The organism is Mycobacterium rhizamassiliense (assembly GCF_900157375.1).
Lineage (GTDB): Bacteria > Actinomycetota > Actinomycetes > Mycobacteriales > Mycobacteriaceae > Mycobacterium > Mycobacterium rhizamassiliense.
The window spans coordinates 3,885,873-3,911,376 of sequence record NZ_LT721901.1 but is presented as its reverse complement, the minus strand read 5'-3'; the positions used below and the strand labels follow the sequence as shown (position 1 = coordinate 3,911,376).

Here is a 25,504-nt window from a genome sequence, read left to right as displayed (position 1 = left end):
TCTGTCCCGGCACAGCTACCAAGCCCCCCTCTAAGGAACCCAGGTGATCCCGAACACAGCGCAGCCCCTGGAAGGCTTCGTGCCGTTCCCTGCCGACCGAGCGGCCGCCTACCGGGCCGCGGGCTACTGGACGGGACGCCCCCTGGACACCATCCTGACGGACGCGGCGGCGCGGTGGCCAGACAAAATCGCGGTGCGCGACACAAGGGCGGACCGGGGCTCGGGCCTGACGTTTGCTGGGCTGCACGACGCGGCCAACCGCGCCGCCGCCGGGTTGCGCGGCGTGGGGATCGCACCGGGCGACCGGGTGCTGCTGCAGCTGCCGAACACCGCGCAGTTCGCGGTCGCGCTGTTCGGGCTGCTGCGCGCGGGGGCGATACCGGTGATGTGCCTGCCCGGCCACCGGGCCGCGGAGCTGTCGCATTTCGCCGTCGTCAGCGGGGCCACCGGGTTGCTGATCGCCGATATGGCAAGCGGATTCGACTACCGGCCGATGGCGCGCGGCCTGGTCGCCGATCACCCCGGCCTGAAGCACGTCATCGTCGACGGCGACCCCGAGGAATTCGTCTCGTGGCGCGAGCTGCGCTCGGCGGCCTCCGCCGACCCCGCGACGCCGCCCGTCGACCCGAATTCGCCTGCGCTGCTGCTTGTTTCGGGGGGCACCACCGGACTGCCCAAGCTCATCCCCCGCACCCACGACGACTACGTGTTCAACGCGACCGCGAGCGCCGAACTCTGCGGGCTGGGTCCCGACGACGTCTATCTGGTGCTGCTGTCGGCGGGGCACAACTTCCCGCTGGCCTGCCCCGGGCTGCTCGGCGCCATCGCCGCGGGCGCCACCACGGTGTTCGGCACCGACCCCAGCCCCGAGGCCGCCTTCGCGGCGATCGCGAACCACGGCGTTACCGTCACCGCGCTGGTACCCGCGCTGGCCAAGCTGTGGGCGCAGGCCTGCGACTGGGAGCCGGTGACGCCAAAGACCTTGCGACTGTTACAAGTTGGTGGGTCCAAGCTGGAGGCCGACGACGCCCGCCGGGTCCGTGACACGCTGACCCCGGGCCTGCAGCAGGTGTTCGGGATGGCCGAGGGGCTGCTGAACTACACCCGCCTGGACGACCCGGTCGAGGTCGTGGAGAACACCCAGGGCCGGCCGCTGTGCGCGGACGACGAACTGCGCATCGTCGACGGCACGGGCGCGGCGGTGGGCCCCGGCGTCGAGGGCGAGCTGCTGGTGCGCGGCCCCTCCACGCTCAACGGCTACTTCCGCGCCGAGCGCGACAACGAGCGCAGCTTCGATCCCGACGGGTTCTACCGCAGCGGCGACCTGATCCGCCGCCGCGACGACGGCAACCTGGTGGTCACCGGCCGGATCAAGGACGTGATCACCCGCGCGGGCGAGACCGTCGCCGCCCAGGACCTCGAGGAGCGGATGCTGACCCACCCGGCGATCTTCTCGGCCGCGGCCGTCGCGCTGCCTGACCCGTACCTTGGCGAAAAGATCTGCGCTGCGGTCGTTTTCACCGGTCCGCCGATCAGCCTGGCCGAATTAAACGCCTACCTCGACGAGCGCGGGGTCGCCGCGCACGCGCGACCCGACATGTTGGTCGCGCTGCCGGCGCTGCCGACCACGCCGATCGGGAAGATCGACAAGAAGGCGATCATCCGTCAGGTCACCGACGCGGATTAACGCCCGTCGGTGTGCCGAGTGTGCGGTGACGACCGTCGGTGTGCAATTACGGATTTCGGTGTGCACCCAGGGCGGGGCGCCTCGGCGTGTCGCCGCCGTCAGGGCACACCCAGTACCGCCACCGCAAACCCAGCGGGCGAGGCGGCCAAACTCAACCCCCAAGCAGGCGTTGCTTCTGCTCGGCGAACTCTTGGTCAGTCAGGGCGCCACTGTCGCGGAGCTCGGCGAGTTTGCCGAGCAGATCGGTCATTTCGCGCATACCGGCGGCGGTTGCGGCCCCCTGGCCGGCCGGCTTTTCGTCGCGACCGATCGGGATCACGGCGGCACCCACCCGAGCGCCCTCCCCCTTGTCGGCCCTGCGGCTGCGGGAATCGGCCGCGTCGCGTCCCGCCAGGGACATCAGCGGGGCGCCGCCGAACAGCGGCATTCCGCTGAGCAGGCCGCGGCCCGCCGGAGCCGGAGTGGCGCTGGGTGACTCCGCGGCAACCAGCCGCATCTCCGGGGCCCCGCTGGCCCACCCCTGCGGCACCGACAGCTTGCCGAGCGCGTCCGCCCGGCCGCGGCCCGCCGAGACCGTCGTCGCCGGCTCGGGCTGCCGCGCCGCCGCGCCCAGTTGCGGCTGGGGCGCTGAGACCACCTTGGTCCCGCCGATCTTGTGTTCCGCGTCGGAGATGAACCCCGCCGTACCCGAAAACCCGAGCAGCCCAAGGCCGTTTCCGAACAATCCGGAGCCGAGCGAGATCACGTCGTACGGATTGCTGAACTCCGACAACTCCGACGATGTGGTGAGCGTTTGCAGCGCGTTCGGCACCGTCGACATCACCTGGCCGCTGGACAGCGCCGTCTGTGCGTGCCCAGCCGAGGTCCCGGCGGCCTGGGCCGTCGCGGCGGCCTGCGCGCCGAGTCCCTGCTGATTGGTGGTCTGCTGCGGCGGCGTGAACGGACTGACCTGCGCGGCCGCCTTCGCCTCGCCGGCGTAGGAATACATTGCCGTGACGTCCTGGGCCCACATCTCCGAATAGGCGACCTCGTTGGCCGCGATCGCCGCGGCGTTCTGGCCCATCAGGTTCGTCGCGATCAGCGACGTCAACTCGGCGCGGTTGGACGCGATCACCGCCGGCGGGACCGTCATCGCGAAGGCCGACTCGTAGGCGGACGCGGCGGCCTTCGCCTGGGCGCCCGGCCTGGTTGGCCTGCGCCGCCGTGGTGTGCAGCTCGTTGGCCAATTCATCCCATGCCGTCGCGGCGGCCAGCATCGACCCCGCGCCGGGGCCGGCGTACATGCGCCCGGAGTTCACCTCCGGGGGCAACACCGCAAAATGCATTGCGTTTCCCCTGGAATTCGGGGAGGCGTCCATGGTGCCGCCTCCATCACGCCCCGGTACGTACCACGCAGCCCGCAAGTTTTAATCCTCACGCCGGCGGTGCGCGCCGTCGAAGACGCTTCGCCAATCTCCTTTTGCCACCGACCTTTCCGCTGGGTATCGCGGTGCAGGCGCCTTGGTGCCGACGCGACGAAGCCGGCGAATAGTGGTCAGGTTCACAGGCCGGGCCGACGCGACACACGGCAATACTGCCATTGACGAATGTCACCATTTGCGGTTGACTTCTGGCATGGCGGACATCGTCGTCCCGGCTCGTGGATCATTGCGGTCCCGCGGCGCGGCAGCGGTCAGCACGTACACGCTGCGGCCGATCGGCGGGCTGTTGCCGGCCGAGCGGGCATGGGGAATTTGGCTGTCGCGCCAGATCATCGCGCGAGTCATGGACACCTTCGGACCGTCGCTGGCGGGAACCCGCGTTCAACAGGTCGACGCCAGGTTGCCCGACGGCCGCCGCGTCAAGGGCGAATGGGTGTACGGGCCGCGCACGCCGACGAGCGAGCATCGGCGTTCCTCGACCGTTAGCGAAGCGATCTATTACGTGCACGGCAGCGGCTACGCCATGTGTTCGCCAAAAACCCACCGCCGGTTGACATCCTGGCTGTCGTCGCTGACCGGGTTGCCGGTATTCAGCGTGGACTACCGGCTGGCGCCACGCTATCGCTTCCCCACCGCCGCCGACGATGTCCGCGCGGGCTGGGATTGGTTGGTCGAAGCCTGCGACGTGCCCGCGAAACGCATTGTGGTCGCTGGTGATTCGGCTGGCGGCCATCTGGCGGTCGACCTGTTGCTGCAGCCCGAGGTCACCGTCAGCTCCCCCGCCGCGCTGGTGCTGTTCTCGCCGCTGATCGACATGACCTTCGCGCTGTCGCTGGCGCGCGAGGCGATCCGCCGCGATCCCGCCGTCCGGGTGGCCGACGCGGCCCGCCTGGTCGCGCTGTATCACCCCGGCGTCGACCTCGCCCATCCCCGGTTGACGCTCGACGTCGCGGGCGGGGCGATGCTGCCGCCGACGCTGATCCAGGCCGGCGGGGCCGAAATGCTGCAGGACGACGCGCGGCAGCTGGCCGCCGACATCAAGGCGGCGGGCGGGCGCTGCGAACTGCAGGTCTGGCCGCACCAAGTCCACGTCTTCCAGGCGCTGCCACGGATGGCGCCCGAAGCGGCCAAGGCCATGGCCTACGTCGCGCGGTTCGTCGCCCACGCACTGCAGGATGCGCGGGCCGCCAAAACCGAGGCGGGCTGACGATGATCGGACCCCTGGACAGGCTGCTGGGCAAACCCAAAACCAGCCACGGCGCCGCGGCAGTGGTGACCGGCGCGGGCAGCGGGATCGGTGCGGCGTTCGCCGTCGAACTCGCCCGTCGCGGTGGCGCGGTGGTGTGCAGCGACATCGACGAGGCCCGGGCCCAGGCGACGGCCGCGTCGATCGCCGATCAAGGCGCGAAGGCGACGGCAGTCCGCTGCGACGTCTCGCAAATCGACGACGTCAGCGCGCTGGCTGAACAGGCGCAGTCATGGCTGGGGGGCCCGCCCACGCTGGTGATCAACAACGCCGGCGTCGGCGCCGGCGGCGCGGCGATCGGCGATGTGCCCCTTGACGATTGGGCGTGGACCCTGGGCATCAACCTGTGGGGCCCCATCCACGGCTGCCACGTGTTCGCGCCGATCCTGCGCGACGCCGGGCCTACGAGTTCTGGGCATGGCCCCCGCGGGATCATCAACGTCGCCTCAGCGGCCGCGTTCGGCGCGGCCCCCGGCATGGCCGCCTACAACGTCAGCAAGGCCGGTGTGCTTTCGCTTTCGGAAACCCTGGCCGCCGAATTGTCCGGCACCGGAATACGGGTCACCGTGCTGTGCCCGACGTTCGTCAAGACCAACATCCTCGAATCGGGCCGCATCACCCAGGAATCCACCGAGCTGGCCACCAAGCTGATGCGCTGGACCGGGCTCTCGGCGGAGAAGGTGGCGCGGACCTGCCTGGACGCGCACGACCGCGGCGAGCTCTACTGCATGCCGCAGCTCGACGCCAAGTTCGGCTGGGGCGTCAAACGCATTGCCCCACATACATATACACGGGTTACCGGCCTGGTGTCCCGCGCGAACATGCACTGATAAACCCGAGGGGAAGGGGCTGCTGGTGTCCATCGACATGGAAGCCATGCTCGCCAAGATCAAGGATCGGCAGTGGGCGCTCGCCGACATCGACTGGGACGCACCGGGCGCCGAGACCATCAAGCCCGAATTCCGGCCCAAGCTCAAGGCGTTCATGGCCGACCTGTGCTGGATCGAGAACATCGGCGCGCGCGGCTTCGCGGCGCTGGCGAAGAAGGCGCCCGACCCGACCATCGCCGAGATCTACCGGTACTTCCACGCCGAGGAGCAGCGCCACGCCAATGCCGAACTGGCGTTGATGAAGCGCTGGGGCATGCTCGAGGACGGCGAAATCCCCACTCCCAACGTCAACATCCGGTTGGCCATCGAGTGGCTGGACACCTTCGCCGACGACATGCCGCTGTCGGTGCTGGGCACCGTGATCCCGATGCTGGAGGTGGCACTCGACGGCGCGCTGCTGAAGTTCCTGCTGGAATCCGTGGAAGACCCGGTCTGCCATCAGGTGTTCGAGAAGATCAACAACGACGAATCACGGCACATCACCGTCGATTTCGAGGTGCTGGAGATGATCGGCAACGCAAAAGCCCGCCGGCTGGCCATCGAGCTCGTCGGCCGGTTCGCCTCCCCGGGCCTGATCCTCGGCATGGTCATGTACGTGCCGCTGCTGAACCGGGTCCGCAACGAGATGGCCGGCATGGGGATGGACGCCGAGCGACTGTTCAACGCGGTCAATCGCTTCAAGCAACTCGGCGACCGGGGCGAACTTACCCGACGGGTGCCCACCTACAAGTTGCTCAAACGGCACGGCATGTGGGTGGTCAACCCCAAGCACCCGTATCAGCTGCTGGCCAATTCCATGGTGTGGCTGTCGGACTTCTATCCCAAGCCGCTGCTGAGGCCGATGCCGAGCTGGTCTCGGGAACTCACCCACGACCCGGCGGCGTGATCATGAGCAACGACCACACCTACGCAACCCTGATCGTCGGCGCCGGCTTCACCGGGCTCGGCACCGCAATCAGGTTGGCCGAGGCCGGTATCACCGACATCGTCATCCTGGAGCGGGCCGACCGGGTGGGCGGAACCTGGCGCGACACCACCTATCCCGGGGCCAGCTGTGACGTCCCGTCGCTGCTGTACTCGTACTCCTTCGTCAAGAACCCGGCCTGGTCGCGAACGTACTCACCAGCCCCGGAAATCTGCCGGCATCTGGAAGACATGGCGACCAAGTTCGACATCCGCCGTCACATCCGGTTCTCCCACGAGGTCAACGACCTGACCTTCGACGAGGACGACGGCGTGTGGACGGTCAAGACCAAGAACCGCAAACGTTTTCGGGCCCGCACCGTCGTGCTCGCGTCGGGTCCCCTGTCGGACGTCAGCTTCCCGCAGATCCGCGGCCTGGACACCTTCAAGGGGCACAAGATCCACAGCGCCCGCTGGGATCACGACTACGACTTCACGGACAAGCGGGTCGCCGTCATCGGTACCGGCGCCAGTGCCATCCAGATCGTTCCCGAACTGGTCAAGCGGGCCGGGTTCGTCAAGGTCTTCCAGCGCACCCCCGGCTGGGTGCTGCCCCGCCTGGACATGGCGACCCCGGCGGCGCTGCAGGCCTTGTTCGCCAAAGTCCCTGCCGTCCAACAGCTTGCCCGCCAGGCGCTGTTCTGGGGTCATGAAGCCAGCGCGACCGCCCTGGTGTGGGACACCCCGCTCACGTCGCTGGTGGCGCGGCTCGGCCAGGCCCATCTGCGTGCCACGGTCAAAGACGCGTGGTTGCGTCGGCAGCTGACCCCGGATTTCGCGCCCGGCTGCAAGCGCATGCTGGTCTCCAGCGATTACTACCCCGCGCTGCAGCGCGACAACTGCAAGCTGATCTCCTGGCCCATCGCGACGCTGAGCCCGGTCGGCATCCGCACCAGCGACGGCATCGAGCACCACCTCGACTGCATCGTGTTCGCCACCGGCTACGACGTCCACCTCGCCGGGCCGCCGTTCGCCGTCACCGGTATCAGCGGCCGCTCGCTGGCCGACGAATGGGCCGACGGCGCACAGGCTTACAAGAGCATCAACGCGCATGGCTATCCGAACCTGTTCTTCATGACCGGCCCCAACTCCGGGCCCGGCCACAACTCGCTGCTGGTCTACATCGAGGGCCAGCTCGACTACGCGGTCCGCGGCATCCGCACCATCCTCGACGAGGATCTGCGCTACCTCGATGTGCGCGCCGAAGTCCAGCTGCGCCACAACGAGAACATCCAGCGCCGGCTGACCAAGACGACCTGGATGTCGGGCTGCCGCAGCTGGTACCTCACCAAGGACGGATTCAACGGCTCGATGTATCCCGGTTTCGCGACGCAGTATCTTCGCCAGATGAGCGATTTCCGCTACGCGGACTACCAGGCGGTGGCGCGCCGGGCCACGGCGCGCGTCACCTCCAGCGCCTGAGGCCGAGATGGCACAGAACCGACCGGAACCCGGCACGGTCGCCAGCGTCCTCTACAACGTGCGGCGGGCGCCCAAACGCGTTCGGCGCCAATCGCGGGACTTCATCGAGAACGCGGTGTCTCAGCTCTTCGACGCGGCCGCGCGGCATCCGCAGGGGGTCGCGGCCTCCGGGGAGTACCGGATCGACGACCTGGCCCGGCTGGCCGGCACCACCACCCGCAACATCCGGGTGTACCGCGACCGCGGGCTGTTGCCGCCGCCGCTGCGGGTCGGCCGCATCGCGCTGTTCAACGACACGCACCTGACCCGGCTGCGGCTGATCACCTCGATGCTCGACCGCGGCTACAACATCGCGCACGTGCGGGAGATGCTCAGCGCATGGGAAGAGGGCAAGAACCTGGGCGACGTGCTGGGCCTGGAGACGGCCATCGTGGGCAGCTGGACCACCGAGAAGCCGGAGACCATGCCGCTCGCCGACGCCCAGCGCCTCGTCGACGACCCGACCGCGTTCGAGCGGCTGGTCGCGCTGCAGGTGATCCGGGTCGACGGCGAGCGGGCGACCGTCAACCGTCCCAAGCTGATCGAGGCGTTCAACGAGATCCGCGGCTACGGCGTCGAATTGGCGAAGCTCGTCGACCTGCACGAGCAGATCGTGCCCGAGATCGACAAGATCAGCGACCTGCTGGTGCGCGCGGGCGCCGAACACGTCATCGACAAGATCAAGCCCGGCCAGGCGCTGCCCGCCGACGCCGAGGTGGCGGAGCTGATCACCATGCTGGTCCGGTTCCGCACCCAGGCGGTGTCGACCGTCACGGCAACGCTCGCGTCCTCGATCGAATCCAACATCGAGTCGTTGGTCAGCCGCATCCTCGCCGACTATCTCGAACAATCACCCGAGGCCGTCCCCGACGAGCTCGCCGCGCGGCGGAAGGCGAACTGAGAACCTACTGGCGCGCAACCAGATACGGCGCCAACGTGGACAGCTTCTCGCAGGTCTCCTCGAACTCGCGCTCGGGGTTGGACTCCTCGATGATGCCGGCACCGGCCCGCAGCCATGTCTTGCCGTCGCATTCGTAGGCGGCGCGCAGGGTCAGCGCGGCATCCAGCCCGCCGTCGGCCGAAATCAGCACCACCGCACCCGAATACAGACCGCGCGGCCCCTCGTCGAGCCGGAGGATGGCGTCGACGCCGGTGGCCTTCGGGATGCCCGACGCGGTGACCGCCGGAAACAGCGCCTCCAGCGCGTCCATCCGGTCCCTCGACGAATCCAGGCGGGCGCTGATCGTAGAGCCGAGGTGCTGCACGCTCCCCCGCTCCCGCACCGTCATGAAATCGGTGACCACCGCGGTGCCCGGCTCGGCGACCTCGCTGATCTCCTGCAGCGAGCTTCGTACCGAAATAGCATGCTCGACAATCTCTTTCGAGTTCGACTCGAGGTCATTTCGGGCCTCGCGGTCGTGCGCCGCGCCACGGCCGAAGGCGCGCGTGCCGGCCAGCGGCTCGGTCACGACTTCACCATCGCGAACGGCGGTGACCAGCTCGGGGCTGTAGCCGATCGCGCGAATCCCGCCCAGCCGCAACAGGAACGAACGCACCGGGGTGTTGTGTCGGCGCCCCAGCCGGTAGCTCGACGGGAAGTCAAGCGCGAACGGCACTTCCACGCTGCGGGAAAGGATCACCTTGTGGTAGCTGCCCGCGGCGATCTCGGAGACTGCCGTCGCCACCCGTCCGCGATAGTCGGAGTCGTCCGGGGTGACGTCGATCCCGGACGCGTCGGCCACGTCGGGCACGCCGTGGCGAAGCAATTCGAGGACGGCCGCGCGGTGCCCGGCGGCCTCACCGAAGAACGAAACGTCCTCGTGGGTCACCACGATGCGGGCCCGCGGCGAGAAGACCCGGGCCAGCGGGGTCGCCGGCGCCAACCGCGACTGCAGCCCGTAGCGGTAGACGCCGAACTCGAACGCGATCCAGCCGAACAACTCGTCGGTCTCCAGCAACAATCGATCGACGGCCTCGCCGAGCATGGGCCCGGGTCGCCCGGTCCACGATTGTCGCTGGATCACCCCGTCGCGGATGACGCGCACTTCTTCGCTGTCCAGTTCCACCATGGCGTGCACACCGCTGGCCAGAACCCACTGACCGCCATGCTCATAGAGCAAATACTCGTCGCCGACTCGCTCGGGCAGCACCGCGGCGAGCGCGGCTGCCAGATCGGCAGGATCGATGTGTGCGGGGAGGGGAATCGGCGGAGACACAATGCCGGGGGAAGTTGTCTCTACGCTGACGTCGGTCACAGCTAGTAAATGTAGCCTAACCTATGAAAGTCCACACGCCCCCTGTCGAGCGATGTCGGTCACCTATTGCACGCGGTTGCCACAGTGGCGGTGGCGTCGTATTTCGTCTCGGCGCGAGACAAACCGTTGACCGGCCTGACGGCACCTTCTCGGCGGCGTTCAGCAAACCGGTTGCCGGGGTCGCACGCGGCGCGGTTTGCACAGCTCAGCGGCCCCGTGCCGGGCATCGCCGGCTCGGTGCACCGCCCCATCCGTCGACCAGGAATACCCGAAACGTTTGCCGGTCGTTCACCGACGGGCGACCCAGCGACCGGTTACCGTAACCTGAGCCGTCCCGCCATCCGGCATTTTCCGAGGTGGCTCGGCCGACTCCCGCGAAGACGCCTTCGCGCAACGCCCGGCGGGCTCGGGGGCTTTCGGGGGGCTTGAGAGGAAGTCGTAACAGAAGATTAATGCGTCGGGTGTCGGCCACCCAGCTAACACTTGACCGCTGGCAAGAATCCCTGGATTCGAGAGGAAAGCCTGTGTTCGTAATCCGACTCGCGAACGGTGAAGAAGTACAGGGATCCGACGGTGATGAACTGGAAATCAACCAAGAAACCGGCGTACTTTCCGTTTCCAGAGTTGACGGATTTGAGGAAATAACGACGCACTATTCACCGTCGGCGTGGCTGTCGGTGACGCATCGCAAGAGGGGCACCGGCGTGCGGCCCTCGCTAATTTCGTCCACCCCTTAACGCTGACAGCAGACCCACAGCAAACTCACACTGACCTTGCCGTGAATGGCCCCATCCCGGGCCCACCAGGACGGTTATGACCTGGTCTTTCACGGGGTTAACCCCTTCCTGTGAACCTGCGATTTGCCTGGCTTTTTCCCGAATTTTTCGAGTGGCGGATCAACAGCGGCACAGCTAAGTTTTCCTCGGTCGTCGGGACGGTTCGTGGTTGCCCGCTTACGGACGGTGCTTCCCCAGGATGACCGCAGGAATCCATTAGGGAGGCACCGATGCTTCAAGAGTTCTGGGACAACTTCACGCACAACCTGTTCAAGCCGCTGTTGCTGTTTTTCTACTTCGGATTCCTGATTCCCATCTTGAAGGTGCGGTTCGAGTTTCCCTATGTGATCTATCAGGGCCTGACCATGTACCTGCTGCTGGCAATCGGCTGGCACGGGGGCGAAGAGCTCGCGAAGATCAGCCAGTCCAGCGTCTTGGTCATCGTCGGCTTCATCGTGTTGGGCTTCGTGCTGGACTTCATCATCGGCGTACTCGCCTACTTCCTGCTGAGCTGGCTGACCAAGTTGCGGCGAATAGACAGGGCGACGATCGCCGGCTACTACGGGTCCGACTCGGCCGGGACGTTTGCCACGTGCGTGGCCGTCCTGACCGCCGTGGGCATCGCCTTCGACGCCTACATGCCCGTGATGCTGGCCGTCATGGAGGTGCCCGGCTGCCTGGTGGCGCTGTACCTGGTCGCCCGGCTGCGGCACCAGGGCATGGACGCGGCCGGCAACATGGCCGACGAGCCCGGCTACACGCCGGTCAAGGTCGGTGTCGGGCCCGGCACGGCGGCGCGGCCGTCACACGGCAACAGCCTGGAAGTCGAGGAGGAACTCGAGCTCTCCCTCGAAAAGGGCGAGCACAGTGAGGAACTCGACGCGAGCCCGGCCGCCAAGCCCGGCAAGAAACAGTCCATGTTCTCGCGCGAGCTCTTCCAGGAGGTCTTCCTCAATCCCGGGCTGGTGCTGCTGTTCGGCGGCATCATCATCGGCCTCGTCAGTGGGCTGCAGGGCCAGAAGGTCGTTGCCGATGACGACAAGTTCTTCGTCATGGCGTTCCAGGGCGTACTCTGCCTGTTCCTGCTCGAGATGGGCATGACGGCCTCGCGCAAGCTGAAAGACCTCAGGACGGCGGGACCCGGCTTCATCTTCTTCGCGCTGCTGGCGCCGAATGTCTTTGCCACACTGGGTATCTTCGTCGCCTGCACCTACGCCAGCCTGACCCACTCCGATTTCAAGTCGGGGACCTACGTGCTGTTCGCGGTGCTGTGCGGCGCCTCGTCCTACATCGCCGTCCCCGCGGTGCAACGACTGGCCATCCCGGAGGCGAGCCCGACGCTGCCGCTGGCCGCGTCGCTGGGCCTGACGTTCTCCTACAACGTGACGGTCGGCATCCCGCTCTACATCGAGATCGCCCGCATCGTCGAGCGCTGGTACGGCGTCTGACGGCGCCCGCCACACCGTCAGCCCAGCAGGGTTCGCACCACCGCGTCGGCCAGCAGCCGTCCGCGCGGGGTGAGGACCAGCCGGTCGCCGTCGGGCACCAACAGCCCATCGGCGACAACGGCTTTGGCGCGCTCGCGCTCGGCGTCGTCTAGGCCGTCCAGCGGAAGCCCTTGCCGCAGGCGGGTTTTCAGCAGCACCTCCTCGGTGTGCAGGGCTTCGGCACCGAGCTGCTCGAAATCCGCCACCGGCAGCGTGGCCTCGGCCAGCAGCTGCGCATAAGCATTGGGGTGCTTGACGTTCCACCATCGCGTGGTGCCGATATACCCGTGTGCGCCCGGACCCGCACCCCACCACTGGCCGCCGTCCCAGTAGCCGAGGTTGTGCCGGCATTCACCGCCCGGCCGCGACCAGTTGGACACCTCGTACCACGTCAACCCCGCCTCGGCGAGCCTCGTGTCGAGCAGTTCATACCGGTGCGCCAGCACGTCGTCGTCGGGGGCGCTGAGTTCGCCGCGGCGGACCCGTCGGGCCAGGGCGGTGCCCTCCTCGACGACCAGGGCGTAGGCGGACAGATGGTCGACACCGCTTTCGATCGCCGCCTCGACCGAGCGCAGCAGGTCGTCGTCGGTCTCCCCCGGGGTGCCGTAGATCAGGTCGAGGCTGACGTGTTCGAAGCCGGCGGCCATCGCCTCACGCGCCGCGGCGACCGAGCGGCCGGGCGAGTGCACGCGGTCCAGGGTGGCCAGCACCCGCGGCGCCACCGACTGCATGCCGAGCGACACCCGCGTGTAGCCGGCGCCCCGGATCGCCTCGAAGAATTCCGGCCAGGTCGATTCGGGATTGGCCTCGGTGGTGATCTCGGCGCCCGGCGCCAGCACGAAGTGCTCGCGCACCATGTTCAGCAGCGTCGTCAGGCGCTCGCCGCCGAGCAGCGACGGCGTGCCCCCGCCCAGGAACACCGTGTCCACCGGCGGCGCATCGAGGCGCGCGGCTGCCAGCTCCAGCTCCATCCGCAACGCCTGCAGCCACGCGTCCGGGTTGACGCCGCCCAGCTCGGCCGGTGTGTAGGTGTTGAAATCGCAGTACCCGCACCGCGTTATGCAGAACGGGACGTGCACGTAGACGCCGAACGGTTGCCCGCGACTCGGTTGCATGCCGGGCAGGTCAACCGGCGCCTCGCGAACGGCCATGCCAAATGATCCCACGGCACCCGGGCGGCCACCTGGTGTCGACTGGGCCCGCTCTCAGCCGATTGTGGGGTTTGTCTGTCGAATAACCCAGGATTCTCCGATAGTTTTGATCACTGTGAGAAGAAGTTTGACCTGGTTAGGTCGTCGCTTCAGATCCATGGCACAATGGCACGGTGACCGCTGCCAGCCCCTACCTGCACGTTGTGCTGGTGGCGCGGCGGCATATCGATCTCAAGCGCGTCTGCAGCTGTAGCTGTCTCCCTTGATGTCGTAGACCAGCCCACCAACCGCACAGGATGGCGCCGGATCTGCGCCCACCCCGATGAAGCGGTGAGCTGCGCGTCCACGCCATGAAGAGTTTCGCGAAGGAGACCTTCGAATGACCACAGCCCGTCCCGCAAAGGCACCGCGCAGCGAGGGCCAGTGGGCGCTGGGAGAGCGCGAGCCGCTGAACCCCAACGAAGAGTTCAAGCAGGCCGGCCCCCCGCTCGAGGTGCGGGATCGCATCCTGAACACCTACGCCAAAGAGGGCTTCGACAGCATCGAGAAGAACGACCTGCGCGGCCGCATGCGCTGGTGGGGGTTGTACACCCAGCGTGAGCAGGGCTACGACGGCTCGTTCACCGGCGACGACAACGCCGAACTGCTGGAAGCCAAGTACTTCATGATGCGGGTGCGCTGCGACGGCGGCTCGGTGTCGGCGGCCGGTCTGCGCACGATCGGCCAGATCTCCACCGAGTTCGGCCGCGATACCGCTGACATCTCCGACCGCCAGAACGTGCAGATTCACTGGGTCGAGGTCGAAAACGTGCCGGAGATCTGGCGGCGGCTGGCCGAGGTCGGGCTGCAGACCGCCGAGGCGTGCGGCGACTGCCCGCGTGTGATCTTGGGCTCACCCTTGGCCGGTGAGTCGCTCGACGAGGTGCTCGACCCGACCTGGGCCATCGACGAGATCGTGCGCCGCTACATCGGCCAGCCCGACTTCGCCGACCTGCCCCGCAAGTACAAGACCGCGATCTCGGGCCTGCAGGACGTCGTGCACGAGGTCAACGACATCGCGTTCATCGGCGTCAACCATCCCGAGCACGGCCCCGGACTCGACCTGTGGGTCGGCGGCGGGCTGTCCACCAACCCGATGCTGGGCCAGCGGGTGGGCGCCTGGGTGCCGCTCGAAGAGGTGCCCGAGGTGTGGCACGCGGTGACCTCGATCTTCCGCGACTACGGCTACCGGCGGATGCGGGCCAAGGCGCGGCTGAAGTTCCTGATCAAGGACTGGGGCATCGAGAAGTTCCGCGAGGTCCTGGAGACCGAGTACCTCAAGCGCCCGCTGATCGACGGCCCGGCCCCCCAACCGCTCACCCACCCGATCGATCACGTCGGCGTGCAGCGGCTCAAGAACGGGCTGAACGCCATCGGCGTCGCCTCGATCGCGGGACGGGTCTCCGGCGCCATCCTCACCGCGGTGGCCGACCTCGCCGAGGCGGCCGGCTCGGACCGGATCCGGTTCACCCCTCACCAGAAGCTGGTCATCCTGGACGTTCCCGACGACAAGCTCGACGAGCTGATCGCCGGGCTGGAGGCGCTGGGTCTGCAGTCGCAGCCGTCGCTGTGGCGCCGGAACCTGATGGCATGCACCGGGATTGAATTCTGCAAGTTATCGTTCGCCGAAACCCGGGTCAAGGCACAGACTTTGGTGCCCGAGCTGGAACGCCGCCTGGAAGACATCAACTCCCGGCTCGACGTGCCGATCGCCGTCAACATCAACGGCTGCCCTAACTCGTGTGCGCGAATTCAGGTCGCCGACATCGGGTTCAAGGGTCAGATGGTCGACGACGGCGATGGCAACTCGGTCGAGGGCTTCCAGGTGCATCTGGGCGGCAGCCTGGGCCTGGACAGCGGATTCGGCCGAAAACTGCGCCAGCACAAGGTCACCACCGACGAGCTGGGCGACTACATCGATCGGGTGGTGCGCAACTTCGTCAAGCACCGCAACGACGGGGAACGGTTCGCCCAGTGGGCCCTGCGTGCCGACGAGGGCGACCTGCGATGACCACCGAGGCGACCAAGCCGACCGAGGATGAACTGCGCGAGCTAGCCGCTAAGGGCGCAGCCGAACTCGAGGGTGCGAGCGCCACCGACCTGTTGCGCTGGACCGACGAGAACTTCGGCGGTGTCAACGGCCCCCGCGGCTGGGCGACGTGCCAGTACGTCGTCGCCTCCAACATGCAGGACGCCGTGCTGGTGGACCTGGCGTCCAAGGTGCGCCCCGGCGTCCCGGTGCTCTTCCTGGACACCGGCTACCACTTCGTCGAAACCATCGGCACCCGTGACGCGGTCGAATCCGTCTACGACATCAGGGTTCTCAACGTCACGCCCGAAAACACGGTCGCCGAGCAGGACGAACTGATGGGCAAGGACCTGTTCGCGCGCGATCCCGGCGAATGCTGCCGCAGGCGCAAAGTCCTCCCCCTGGGCAAGTCGCTCAGCGGTTACTCCGCCTGGGTGACCGGGCTGCGCCGGGTCGAGGCGCCGACCCGGGCCAACGCGCCGGTCGTCAGCTTCGACGAGGCCTTCAAACTGGTGAAGATCAACCCGTTGGCCGCGTGGACGGACGAGCAGCTGCAGGCCTACATCGACGAGCACGATGTGTTGGTCAATCCCCTTGTCTACGAAGGCTATCCGTCGATCGGATGCGCCCCCTGCACGGCCAAACCCCAGGAGGGTGCCGATCCGCGCAGCGGGCGGTGGCAGGGCCTGTCCAAGACCGAATGCGGGTTGCACGCGTCGTGACCACCCTCGTGCTGACCGCACACGGAAGCAAGGATCCACGGTCGGCGGCCAACGCACGGGCCGTCGCCGCCGCCGTTTCCGGAATGCGGCCGAATCTCGATGTGCGACTGGCGTTTCTGGACCACAGCGCGCCCAGCCTGGTCGACGTCCTGACGTCGCTCGACGGCCCGGCCGTCGTCACCCCGCTGCTGCTGGCGAACGCCTACCACGCCCGGGTCGACATTCCCCACCAGATCGCCAATTGCGTTACCTCCCAACACGTGTGGCAGGCGCCGGTGCTCGGCGAGGACGAGCGGCTGGTTTCGGTACTGCGCAGGCGCGTGACGGAATTGGGCGTCTCCCGCCTCGACGAGAGCGTCGGCGTGCTCGTGGTGGCGATCGGCACCTCCGACCTGGCGGTCAACGCGCGCACGGGCCGGGTCGCGCCAAAGCTGTTGGCGGGCACGTCGTGGGCGGGGGCCACCACCGCGTTCGCCTCACACCCGGAACGTTCGCTGGCCGACGGGCTGGGCCGGCTGCGCCGCCAGGGCGCGCGGCGGGCCGTCATCGCGCCGTGGTTCCTGGCGCCGGGGCTGCTGCCCGACCGGGTGCAGGCCTACGCCGAGCACGCCGGCATCCCGATGGCGCAGCCGCTGGGCGCGCACGAGCTGGTGGCCGCGACGGTGCTGGACCGCTTCGATCAGGCGGCGGCCGAGCGGCTCGCGGCCTGAGTCACGCCGAGGTCAGCGTGCTCTGGTCCTCACCGGTGCCAGAGAACGCCTCGCCGTCGGTGATCGGCCGAACACGGGTGGCCCGCACGTACACGGTGTCGCCGTCCCGCAGCGCCAGCGCCTCCGCGTCACCCCTGGTGATCTGGGCGGTGAAGGGTCCGCCGGTGGCGGCGCTGGTCAGCTCCACGCGCACCTCGAAACCGAGCGTCACCACCCGGTCGACGGTGGCGCGCACGACGCCGATGGATTCGGCGGTGCCGTCCCCGCCGGCGACCGCCATCTGCGGGTTGCGGCCGACGCGGATGTCGTGCGGGCGCACCAGCGCGCCGTTCAGCGTCGACACCGCACCCAGGAACGACATGACGAACGGATTGGCCGGCGAGTCATAGACATCGGTCGGCGAGCCGACCTGCTCGATGCGGCCCTTGTTGAGCACGGCGATGCGGTCGGCCACGTCGAGCGCCTCGGACTGGTCGTGCGTCACCAGCACGGTGGTGACGTGCACCTCGTCGTGCAGGCGGCGCAACCAGGCGCGCAGGTCCTCGCGCACCTTGGCGTCCAGCGCGCCGAACGGCTCGTCGAGCAGCAGCACCTGGGGGTCGACGGCCAACGCCCGGGCCAGCGCCATGCGCTGACGCTGCCCGCCGGAGAGCTGGTTGGGGTAGCGGCCCTGAAAACCGCTCAGCCCCACCACTTCCAGCAGCTGGTTGACCTTCTCGGTGACCTCGGCCTTGGGCCGCTTGCGGATCTTGAGCCCGTAGGCGATGTTGTCGCGCACCGTCAGGTGTTTGAACGCGGCGTAGTGCTGGAACACGAATCCGATGCCGCGCCGCTGCGGTGGCACGCGGGTGACGTCCTCGCCGTAGATCGTCACGGTCCCGGTGTCCGGGTGGTCGAGGCCGGCGATGGTGCGCAACAGCGTCGACTTGCCCGAGCCGCTGGGCCCCAGCAGGGCCGTCAGCGAGCCGGTGGGCACCACGAAATCCACATCGTCCAATGCCACGAAGTCGCCGTAGCGCTTGTTGGCGCCGCGCACGACGATCGCGTCTTCTGTCGGTCTGGTCGTCATCGGCGTCTCCTTCACGCGACCTTGCTCGCCCGGGCTCGGCGAATATCGAGAATCACCTGGATAATCAGCACCACCACGGCAACCCCCATCAGCAACGTCGATAGCGCGTAGGCGCCGTACTCGGCGCCGCGGTTGTAGCGGTCCGAGACCAGCAGCGTCAGCGTCTGCGACTTACCCGGCAGGTTGGACGACACGATGATGACCGCCCCGTATTCGCCGAGGGTACGCGCGACGGTCAGCACGATGCCGTACGTCAGGCCCCACCGAATGGACGGCAGCGTGATCCGCCAAAACGTCTGCCACCAACCGGAACCCAGGGTGGCCGCCGCCTGCTCCTGGTCGGTTCCCAGCTCGTGCAACACCGGTTCGACTTCCCGCACCACGAAGGGCAGCGTCACAAAGACGCTGGCGAGAACTATCCCGGGCAGGCCGAAGATGACCTTCAGCCCGAGGTCCTTCTCGACGAACCCCAGCGCGCCGGCCGATCCCCACAACAGGATCAGCGCGACACCGACGATCACCGGCGAAACGGCGAACGGCAGGTCGATGACGGCCTGCAACACTCCCTTGCCGCGAAACTTGGTGCGCGCCAACACCAGTGCGGTCGGGATGCCGAACACCACGTTCAACGGCACCACGATGGCCACCACCAACAGCGACAGGTTCAGCGCCGAGATCGCCGCGGGCGTGCTGACCCAATCGTAGAACTGACCCAGCCCCGGCTCGAAGGTCCGCCACAGGATGAGCGCGACCGGGATGATCAGCAGGACAAGGATGTAGCCCAGCCCGACGAAGCGTGTCAGGTAGCGCACCCACGGCGACGACGTCACGACGACCGCTCCTCACGGCGGGCGGCGCGCGCGCCGACGATCCGGAGGAAGAACAGCAGGGCAAACGAAATCAGCAGCAGGACAACGGATATTGCGGCGGCGCCGGTGCGGTCGTCGTTCTCGATCAGGGTGCGGATCCACTGCGACGAGACCTCGGTCTTGCCGGGCACCGCCCCACCGATCAGCACCACCGAACCGAACTCCCCGATGGCCCGCGAAAACGCCAGGCCCGCACCGGACAACAGCGACGGCAGCAGCGACGGCAGGATCACCGACGTAAAAATCTTCGGGCCGCTGGCCCCCAGCGACGCCGCCGCCTCCTCGGTCTCGCGGTCGATCTCCAGCAGCACCGGCTGAACGGCGCGCACCACGAACGGCAGGGTGACGAACGCCAGCGCGATGGCCACACCCCACGCCGTGTGCTGCAGATGCAGCCCGACCGGGCTGTTGTTGCCGTACAGCGCCAGCATCACCAGGCTGGCGACGATGGTGGGCAGCGCGAACGGCAGGTCGATGACCGCGTCGACCAGTCTCTTGCCGATGAAGTCGTCGCGCACCAGGATCCAGGCGATCAGCAATCCGAAGACGACGTTGATCACCGTGACCACGGCGCTGATGGTCAGCGTCACCCGGAACGAGTCCACGGCCGCATTCGACGTGACCGCCAGCCAGAAGGCGTGCCAGCCGCCGCCGGCGGCCTGCCACGCGATCGCGGCCAGCGGCAGCAGCACGATCACCGAGAGCCACACCGTCGCCACGCCGATCCGCAGCGACGTGGCCCCCGGCCGGACGAACCTGTCCGCCCGCTGGGCAAGGCCATCGTCGGCGTGCTCGAGTTCGGGCCGGATCGCCTCGGGACTGGCGCTCTTGCCTATAAAAGACCCAGTCATCCGGTGGCCTTCGTATAGATCTTGGTGATGCTGCCGTTGTTCTTGTCGAACAGCTGCGGGTCCACCGTTGCCCAGCCACCCAGGTCGGCGATCGTCCACAGTTTCGCCGGCGCCGGGTACTGGTCGCGGAAGTCGGCGGCGACCGCGGGGTCCACCGGCCGGAAGCCGGCCTGCCCCCACACCTTCTGCGCGGCGGCGGTGTACTGGAAGTTCTTGAAGGCGGTCGCGGCGTCCAGGTGCGGGCTGGTGGTCACCACCGCAACCGGGTTCTCGATCTTGAAGGTCTGCGACGGGATGACGTGCTCGACGGGCTTGCCCGCCCGCTCGGTGGCGATGGCTTCGTTTTCGTAACTGATCAATACGTCGCCGCTGCCCTGGACGAAGACGTCGGTGGCTTCGCGTCCCGACCCCGGGCGCAGCTTGACGTGTTCGCGCACCAGCTTGCCGATAAAGTCAATGCCCGCTTGGCTATTGCTGCCGCCGTCGCTTTTCGCGGCGTAGGGGGCGAGCAGGTTCCACTTCGCCGAACCCGAACTCAACGGGCTGGGCGTAATGACCTCGACGTCGGGCCGCAGCAGATCGTCCCAATCTTTGATGTGTTTCGGATTACCCTTTCGCACCACCAGCGACACCACCGATCCGAACGGAATGCCCTTGGTGGCATCGGTATTCCATTCCTTGGAAACCTTGCCCGCCTTGACCAATCGGGTGATGTCGGGTTCGACCGAGAAATTGACCACGTCGGCCGGCTTGCCCTCGGCGACGCCGCGGGACTGATCGCCGGACGCCCCGTACGAGGTGATCACCTGCACGCCCTTGCCCTCCTCGGAGGCGTTGAACGCGGGAATCACCTTGCTCCACCCGGGTTCTGGGACGGAGTAGGCAACCAGGGTGATGGTGGTCCGGGCGTTGGACGGCCCGCCCCCACCGACGACATCGCTCGGGCCGCCCTGGCACGCGGCCACCACTACGGCCACCAGTGCGAGCGCCCAGGCATGCCGGAACGACCGCCAGCGCGGTGCGCTGCCGATTCGGTGATGCATTCGCGGCCTTCCAGTGCGGGACGTAGGGATCTTGTTCCCGTTACCGCGGAAAGGCATTCAGAGCTGAAGGAGAATTCGCCTATTTCCAACCAGACCGCGCAACGGGGTGGTAATCAGCGACAACAGTGCACGCAAAGGTGACAGGCCAGGAATCGGGCTGTCAGGTGCATGGCGCGAAGCCTAACAGGAATTCGTTGGCCCGCCACCGGGCCACCCGTGGGCGCAACACGTTCCGGGCTCAGTGCGTCAGCAGCCAGGCGACGATGACGAGCACCACCAGCGCGACGAGCACCAGGGTCACGTGCGACCGCGGCATAGCGATTACCCGGGCGTCCCGTCGGCGTGGCGGGCGCGGCGCATCAGCGCGATGCCCCGGCCCAGCACGGAGTCCAGCACATTGGCGGTGACGTAGGCGACCACCAGAACGACGGGCATCACCACCATGGCCTGCAGCACGAAAGCCAGGCCGGAAAGCCACAGCTCGTTGCCGTCCCACCAATTGAGGAACCCGTTCATCCGCCCCACACTATCTATTCGGCCCAGCACCGGAAACGGGTGTGTCAAGATCGGCCAATGACCACTGCATCCCCGTCCCCCGAGGCTACGACCTGTCTGATCGCCGGAGGCGGTCCGGCCGGCGTGGTGCTCGGCCTGCTGCTGGCGCGCGCGGGCGTAAGAGTCACCGTGATGGAAAAACACGCCGACTTCCTGCGGGACTTCCGCGGCGACACCGTCCACGCGAGCACGCTGCGGCTGCTCGACGAGGTGGGCCTGGGGCCGCGGTTCGCCGCGCTGCCGCACCGCCTCGTCGACACTCTGCACATGGAGATGCAGGGCCAGCCGCTGGACCTCGACCTGTCGCGCCTGCCCGGCGCGCATCAGCACATCGCGCTGGTGCCGCAGTGGGACTTCCTGGAGCTGGTGGCCAGCGCCGCCGCGGCCGAGCCCGGCTTCCAGCTCCTGCGCAGCACCGAGGTGACGGGGCTGGTCCGCGACGGCAACCGCGTCGTCGGCGTCACCTACCGCGACCCGAGCGGCGAAACCAAGCAGATGCGCGCCCTGCTCACGGTGGCCTGCGATGGCCGCGGGTCGACCGTGCGCTCGGCGCTGGGCGTGGCGCCACGCAGCTTCGGCGCCCCGATGGACGTGTGGTGGTTCCGGCTGCCGCGCCACCCCGACGACCCGGGCGGTCTCGCCGGCACCTTCCGGTCCGGCCACGGCGTGATCCTGATCGACCGCGGCGACTACTACCAGATCGCCTACATCATCCCCAAGGGCGCCGACGCCGAGATCCGCAGCCAGGGCATCGAGGCGCTGCACGGGGTGCTGGTGGAGATGGCGCCCTGGCTGGCCGACCGGGTCGGCACGCTGAGTTCGTTCGACGACGTGAAACTGCTTGACGTGCAACTGAATCGGCTGCGGCGCTGGTACTCCGACGGCGTGCTGTGCATCGGCGACGCGGCGCACGCGATGTCGCCGGTCGGCGGCGTCGGCATCAACCTGGCGGTCGCCGACGCGGTGGCCACCGCGCGCATGTTGGCCGGTCCGCTGCTGGCCGGGCGGGTGTCCACCCGGCAGCTGGCCCGGGTGCAGGCGCGCCGCTGGATACCGACGGCGATCATCCAGACCATGCAACGCGCGATTCACGCCCAGGTCGTTGCCGGCGTGGTGGCCGGGGGCGACCCCAACGCGCCGCGCGCGATACGCGTGGTCAGCCGGTCGCTGACGTTGCGGCGATTCATCGCCTACCTGGTCGCCATCGGGCCGCTGTCCGAGCACGCACCCGCGTTTGCCAGGCGCAGCGCGCAATAGCCGTCGGCTCGGCAAAACCGTGGACGCCGGGCAGGTCCACAGATGATGATTGCTGAATGGTCCTGCAAGCTCAGCCTGCCGATCAGCCCGGCGATATCGGTGCGAACGGAACCTTCGAAGGCGTTCCGCCGACCGTCCGCGAACCGGCCCTGGAGTCGCCCCTCGACTTCAGCGGGCCCGCGCAGTTCACGTCCAACACCGCGCTGCGCAACCCGTTCCCGCCGATCGCCGACTACGCGTTCCTGTCCGACTGGGAGACGACCTGCCTGATCTCGCCGGCCGGCTCGGTGGAATGGCTGTGCGTGCCCCGGCCCGACTCCCCCAGCGTGTTCGGCGCGATCCTGGACCGCAGCGCCGGCCATTTCCGGCTGGGCCCCTACGGCGTCTCGGTGCCCTCGGCCCGCCGCTACCTGCCCGGCAGCCTGATCATGGAGACCACGTGGCAGACCCACACCGGCTGGCTGATCGTGCGCGACGCCCTGGTGATGGGGCCGTGGCACGACATCGAGCGCCGGTCCAGGACGCACCGCCGCACCCCGATGGACTGGGACGCCGAGCACATCCTGCTACGGACCGTGCGCTGCGTCAGCGGCACCGTCGAGCTGATGATGAGCTGCGAGCCGGCGTTCGACTACCACCGCGACAGCGCGGCCTGGGAGTGCTCGGGCAGCGCGTACAGCGAGGCCACCGCGCGAGCCAGCAATGCACCCGACGACCATCCCCCGCTGCAGCTGACCACCAACCTGCGGATCGGGATCGAGGGACGCGAGGCGCGGGCCCGCACCCGGATGAAGGAGGGCGACGACGTCTTCGTCGCGCTGAGCTGGACCAAGCACCCGGCGCCGCAGACCTATGCCGAGGCCGCGGAAAAGATGTGGCAAACCACCGAATGCTGGCGGCAGTGGATCAACATCGGCAACTTCCCCGACCACCCGTGGCGGGAGTACCTGCAGCGCAGTGCGCTGACCCTGAAGGGACTGACCTATTCGCCCACCGGCGCGCTGCTGGCGGCCAGCACCACCTCGCTCCCGGAAACGCCTCAGGGCGAACGTAATTGGGACTACCGCTACGCCTGGGTGCGTGACTCGACGTTCGCGTTGTGGGGCCTGTACACGCTGGGGCTGGACCGCGAGGCCGACGACTTCTTCGCCTTCATCGCCGACGTGTCCGGCGCCAACAACAACGAGCGCCACCCGTTGCAGGTGATGTACGGCGTGGGCGGCGAACGCAGCCTCGTCGAGGAGGAACTGCACCACCTGTCCGGCTACGACCACGCCCGTCCGGTGCGCATCGGTAACGGCGCGTATGACCAAGTGCAGCACGATATTTGGGGCTCCATCCTGGACTCGTTCTACCTGCACGCCAAGTCGCGCGAGCAGGTGCCGGAGACGCTGTGGCCACTGCTCAAGAAGCAGGTGGAAGAGGCGATCACGCACTGGCGCGAGCCCGACCGCGGCATCTGGGAGGTGCGCGGCGAGCCGCAGCACTTCACGTCGTCGAAGGTGATGTGCTGGGTCGCGCTGGACCGCGGCTCGAAACTGGCTGAGCGACAAGGCGAGAAGAGCTACGCGCAGCAGTGGCGGGCCATCGCCGAAGAGATCAAGGCCGACATTCTCAAGCACGGGGTGGACTCGCGCGGGGTGTTCACCCAGCGCTACGGCAGCGACGCGCTGGACGCCTCGCTGCTGCTGGTGGTGCTGACGCGATTCCTGCCGCCCGACGATCCGCGGGTGCGCAACACGGTGCTGGCGATCGCCAACGAGCTCACCGAGGAAGGCCTGGTGCTGCGCTACCGGGTGCACGAAACCGATGACGGGCTCGCCGGCGAGGAGGGCACCTTCACCATCTGCTCGTTCTGGTTGGTCTCGGCGCTGGTCGAAATCGGCGAGGTGCGTCGCGCCAAGCGGCTGTGCGAGCGGCTGCTGGCCTACGCCAGCCCGCTCTACCTCTACGCCGAGGAGATCGAGCCGCGCACCGGGCGGCACCTGGGCAACTTCCCGCAGGCGTTCACCCACCTGGCGCTGATCAACGCGGTGGTGCACGTGATCCGCGCCGAAGAGGAACTCGACGGCTCCGGGATGTTCCAGCCCGCCAACGCGCCGATGTAATTGGGCGCCCGGCGCAAAAACGACGGCAACGGGATTCCGGTGTGGAATGCCGACGTATGGGATCTCAATATCGACGAGCACTTGGTCACCATCAACGCCGTCACCGGAGACGTGATCGCCAACAAGACGGTGTAGCCGCCTCAGCTCAACGCGCTGACCTTGTCCATCATGGCGTGCGCGACGTCGATGCCGCTGGTGTCGAGGTCGCCCGATCCCGCGTCGGAGGAGCGCCGGTTGGCGAAGAACACGACCTCGACCTCGACGAGGCAGTTCGCCCGGACGCCTATGACGCGCGCCTGGGGTGTCGGCAGTAGCGGCGGCAGGTTGCCCCCCACCGACGTCGCCGTATTGGTCGCGGCGACAACGGAATCCACTACCCGCACGTCGCTGATGACGTTGGTCGTGGTGATCGGGCCGGCCTGGTCGATCGCGGTCGTGCCGTCGCACTGCTGCCACTGCTGGGCGAATTGCGTGAACAGCGCCCGGGCCTGAGCGACGGAGCCCAGCGCAACCGCGCCCTCGATGACGGTGATCACCTTCCCCCGTAGGCCATAGTTCAACCAGGACGCCGACGCGGCGTCGGTGACTTGGGCGGACCCGTAGACGCTGCGCTGCATCATCGCCGTCACGCCCAGACAGCCGGCCGGCGAGATTGTCTCGTCGCGGTGGAACAACTTCTCGGGGCCGCCGACATCCAAATCGCCGTGAGAGATGAACGGCTGCTTGAGCATTCGTGACAATTCGTCCTCATTGAGGAGGACCCGCGCGACGGTCTCACCGCTGATCGGGTGCGGCTTCAAAGTCGGCGCCGCCTGCACCGCACCGTCGACGATTGTGGTGCAGCCTGTCGAAAGCGCCGCGATCGTCACAAGCGTCGCCGCAGTTTTAACCATCCGCATGGCTACTCCCACCCCG

23 protein-coding genes and 1 pseudogene are annotated in these 25,504 nt (G+C 67.8%); 15 read left to right on the top strand and 9 right to left on the bottom strand.

Annotation, left to right across the window (positions count from 1 at the left end):
* Positions 1 to 43 precede the first annotated feature (43 nt).
* Entirely contained in the window at positions 44 to 1,687 is a 1,644-nt protein-coding gene (locus MRAB57_RS18965; protein WP_077088714.1) for a (2,3-dihydroxybenzoyl)adenylate synthase, read from the top strand.
* 151 nt (positions 1,688 to 1,838) lie between these two features.
* Here the strand turns inward: MRAB57_RS18965 and MRAB57_RS18960 are convergent.
* Positions 1,839 to 3,012, bottom strand: a pseudogene (locus tag MRAB57_RS18960) (PPE family protein, SVP subgroup).
* Between the two features lie 289 nt (positions 3,013 to 3,301).
* Here MRAB57_RS18960 and MRAB57_RS18955 point away from each other — a divergent pair.
* Genes MRAB57_RS18955 through MRAB57_RS18935 form a run of 5 tightly spaced genes read left to right on the top strand, consistent with a single transcriptional unit; the run spans position 3,302 to position 8,569 of the window.
* Complete coding sequence (locus tag MRAB57_RS18955; RefSeq protein WP_083743458.1) at positions 3,302 to 4,315, top strand: alpha/beta hydrolase; 1,014 nt, start codon at positions 3,302 to 3,304, stop codon at positions 4,313 to 4,315.
* A 2-nt stretch (positions 4,316 to 4,317) separates the two neighbouring features.
* A complete protein-coding gene (locus MRAB57_RS18950; RefSeq protein ID WP_077088713.1) occupies positions 4,318 to 5,184 on the top strand; it encodes an SDR family NAD(P)-dependent oxidoreductase in 867 nt (288 codons plus the stop codon).
* A 25-nt stretch (positions 5,185 to 5,209) separates the two neighbouring features.
* Positions 5,210 to 6,130, top strand: coding sequence for a reductase (locus MRAB57_RS18945; RefSeq protein ID WP_077088712.1), 921 nt, complete (start codon positions 5,210 to 5,212; stop codon positions 6,128 to 6,130).
* On the top strand, positions 6,127 to 7,629 hold the full coding sequence (locus MRAB57_RS18940; RefSeq protein WP_077088711.1) for a flavin-containing monooxygenase: 1,503 nt from the start codon (positions 6,127 to 6,129) through the stop codon (positions 7,627 to 7,629). The genes MRAB57_RS18945 and MRAB57_RS18940 overlap by 4 nt, the downstream gene beginning before the upstream one ends.
* Positions 7,630 to 7,636: 7 nt before the next feature.
* Positions 7,637 to 8,569, top strand: coding sequence for a MerR family transcriptional regulator (locus MRAB57_RS18935; protein WP_077088710.1), 933 nt, complete (start codon positions 7,637 to 7,639; stop codon positions 8,567 to 8,569).
* Between the two features lie 4 nt (positions 8,570 to 8,573).
* Here MRAB57_RS18935 and MRAB57_RS18930 read toward each other — a convergent pair whose 3' ends face one another.
* Complete coding sequence (locus MRAB57_RS18930) at positions 8,574 to 9,923, bottom strand: salicylate synthase (RefSeq protein WP_077088709.1); 1,350 nt, start codon at positions 9,921 to 9,923, stop codon at positions 8,574 to 8,576.
* Positions 9,924 to 10,447: 524 nt separating this feature from the next.
* On the opposite strand from MRAB57_RS18930, the gene MRAB57_RS18925 reads away from it, so the two are divergent.
* Both MRAB57_RS18925 and MRAB57_RS18920 read left to right on the top strand, forming a co-directional pair.
* On the top strand, positions 10,448 to 10,660 hold the full coding sequence (locus tag MRAB57_RS18925) for a hypothetical protein (protein WP_077088708.1): 213 nt from the start codon (positions 10,448 to 10,450) through the stop codon (positions 10,658 to 10,660).
* 269 nt (positions 10,661 to 10,929) lie between these two features.
* Complete coding sequence (locus MRAB57_RS18920) at positions 10,930 to 12,147, top strand: sodium-dependent bicarbonate transport family permease (RefSeq protein WP_077088707.1); 1,218 nt, start codon at positions 10,930 to 10,932, stop codon at positions 12,145 to 12,147.
* A gap of 17 nt (positions 12,148 to 12,164) precedes the next feature.
* Here MRAB57_RS18920 and hemW read toward each other — a convergent pair whose 3' ends face one another.
* On the bottom strand, positions 12,165 to 13,337 hold the full coding sequence (gene hemW, locus MRAB57_RS18915) for a radical SAM family heme chaperone HemW (protein ID WP_077088706.1): 1,173 nt from the start codon (positions 13,335 to 13,337) through the stop codon (positions 12,165 to 12,167).
* Between the two features lie 173 nt (positions 13,338 to 13,510).
* Here hemW and MRAB57_RS29655 point away from each other — a divergent pair, with 173 nt between their 5' ends.
* The 4 genes from MRAB57_RS29655 to MRAB57_RS18900 all read left to right on the top strand — a co-directional run bounded on the left by MRAB57_RS29655 (position 13,511) and on the right by MRAB57_RS18900 (position 16,837).
* Complete coding sequence (locus MRAB57_RS29655) at positions 13,511 to 13,603, top strand: Ms4527A family Cys-rich leader peptide (protein ID WP_425436760.1); 93 nt, start codon at positions 13,511 to 13,513, stop codon at positions 13,601 to 13,603.
* A gap of 113 nt (positions 13,604 to 13,716) precedes the next feature.
* Entirely contained in the window at positions 13,717 to 15,387 is a 1,671-nt protein-coding gene (locus MRAB57_RS18910) for a nitrite/sulfite reductase (protein ID WP_077088705.1), read from the top strand.
* A complete protein-coding gene (locus MRAB57_RS18905; protein WP_077088704.1) occupies positions 15,384 to 16,127 on the top strand; it encodes a phosphoadenylyl-sulfate reductase in 744 nt (247 codons plus the stop codon). The genes MRAB57_RS18910 and MRAB57_RS18905 overlap by 4 nt, the downstream gene beginning before the upstream one ends.
* A complete protein-coding gene (locus MRAB57_RS18900) occupies positions 16,106 to 16,837 on the top strand; it encodes a sirohydrochlorin chelatase (protein ID WP_077088703.1) in 732 nt (243 codons plus the stop codon). Before MRAB57_RS18905 ends, MRAB57_RS18900 begins: the two co-directional genes overlap by 22 nt.
* Before the next feature lies 1 nt (position 16,838).
* On the opposite strand, the gene MRAB57_RS18895 is transcribed toward MRAB57_RS18900, so the two are convergent.
* The 5 genes from MRAB57_RS18895 to MRAB57_RS18875 all read right to left on the bottom strand — a co-directional run bounded on the left by MRAB57_RS18895 (position 16,839) and on the right by MRAB57_RS18875 (position 21,185).
* Positions 16,839 to 17,906, bottom strand: coding sequence for a sulfate/molybdate ABC transporter ATP-binding protein (locus MRAB57_RS18895; protein WP_077090690.1), 1,068 nt, complete (start codon positions 17,904 to 17,906; stop codon positions 16,839 to 16,841).
* 11 nt (positions 17,907 to 17,917) lie between these two features.
* A complete protein-coding gene (gene cysW, locus MRAB57_RS18890) occupies positions 17,918 to 18,736 on the bottom strand; it encodes a sulfate ABC transporter permease subunit CysW (RefSeq protein WP_077088702.1) in 819 nt (272 codons plus the stop codon).
* On the bottom strand, positions 18,733 to 19,626 hold the full coding sequence (cysT, locus tag MRAB57_RS18885; RefSeq protein WP_077088701.1) for a sulfate ABC transporter permease subunit CysT: 894 nt from the start codon (positions 19,624 to 19,626) through the stop codon (positions 18,733 to 18,735). The genes cysW and cysT overlap by 4 nt, the downstream gene beginning before the upstream one ends.
* A complete protein-coding gene (locus MRAB57_RS18880) occupies positions 19,623 to 20,669 on the bottom strand; it encodes a sulfate ABC transporter substrate-binding protein (RefSeq protein WP_083743456.1) in 1,047 nt (348 codons plus the stop codon). Before MRAB57_RS18880 ends, cysT begins: the two co-directional genes overlap by 4 nt.
* A gap of 321 nt (positions 20,670 to 20,990) precedes the next feature.
* A complete protein-coding gene (locus MRAB57_RS18875; protein ID WP_077088700.1) occupies positions 20,991 to 21,185 on the bottom strand; it encodes a hypothetical protein in 195 nt (64 codons plus the stop codon).
* 57 nt (positions 21,186 to 21,242) lie between these two features.
* On the opposite strand from MRAB57_RS18875, the gene MRAB57_RS18870 reads away from it, so the two are divergent.
* Genes MRAB57_RS18870 through MRAB57_RS29425 form a run of 3 tightly spaced genes read left to right on the top strand, consistent with a single transcriptional unit; the run spans position 21,243 to position 24,724 of the window.
* Positions 21,243 to 22,481 (top strand): FAD-dependent oxidoreductase, encoded by a 1,239-nt coding sequence (locus MRAB57_RS18870; RefSeq protein WP_077088699.1) that lies wholly within the window; start codon positions 21,243 to 21,245, stop codon positions 22,479 to 22,481.
* Positions 22,482 to 22,537: 56 nt separating this feature from the next.
* The gene (locus MRAB57_RS18865) at positions 22,538 to 24,589 is read left to right on the top strand and encodes a glycoside hydrolase family 15 protein (RefSeq protein WP_077088698.1); all 2,052 of its coding nucleotides are present in this window, start codon (positions 22,538 to 22,540) and stop codon (positions 24,587 to 24,589) included.
* Positions 24,590 to 24,724: a hypothetical protein gene (locus tag MRAB57_RS29425; RefSeq protein ID WP_281254377.1), complete on the top strand. Its 135-nt coding sequence runs from the start codon at positions 24,590 to 24,592 to the stop codon at positions 24,722 to 24,724.
* A 5-nt stretch (positions 24,725 to 24,729) separates the two neighbouring features.
* On the opposite strand, the gene MRAB57_RS18860 is transcribed toward MRAB57_RS29425, so the two are convergent.
* Entirely contained in the window at positions 24,730 to 25,488 is a 759-nt protein-coding gene (locus MRAB57_RS18860; protein WP_077088697.1) for a sensor domain-containing protein, read from the bottom strand.
* Between the last annotated feature and the right edge of the window lie 16 nt (positions 25,489 to 25,504).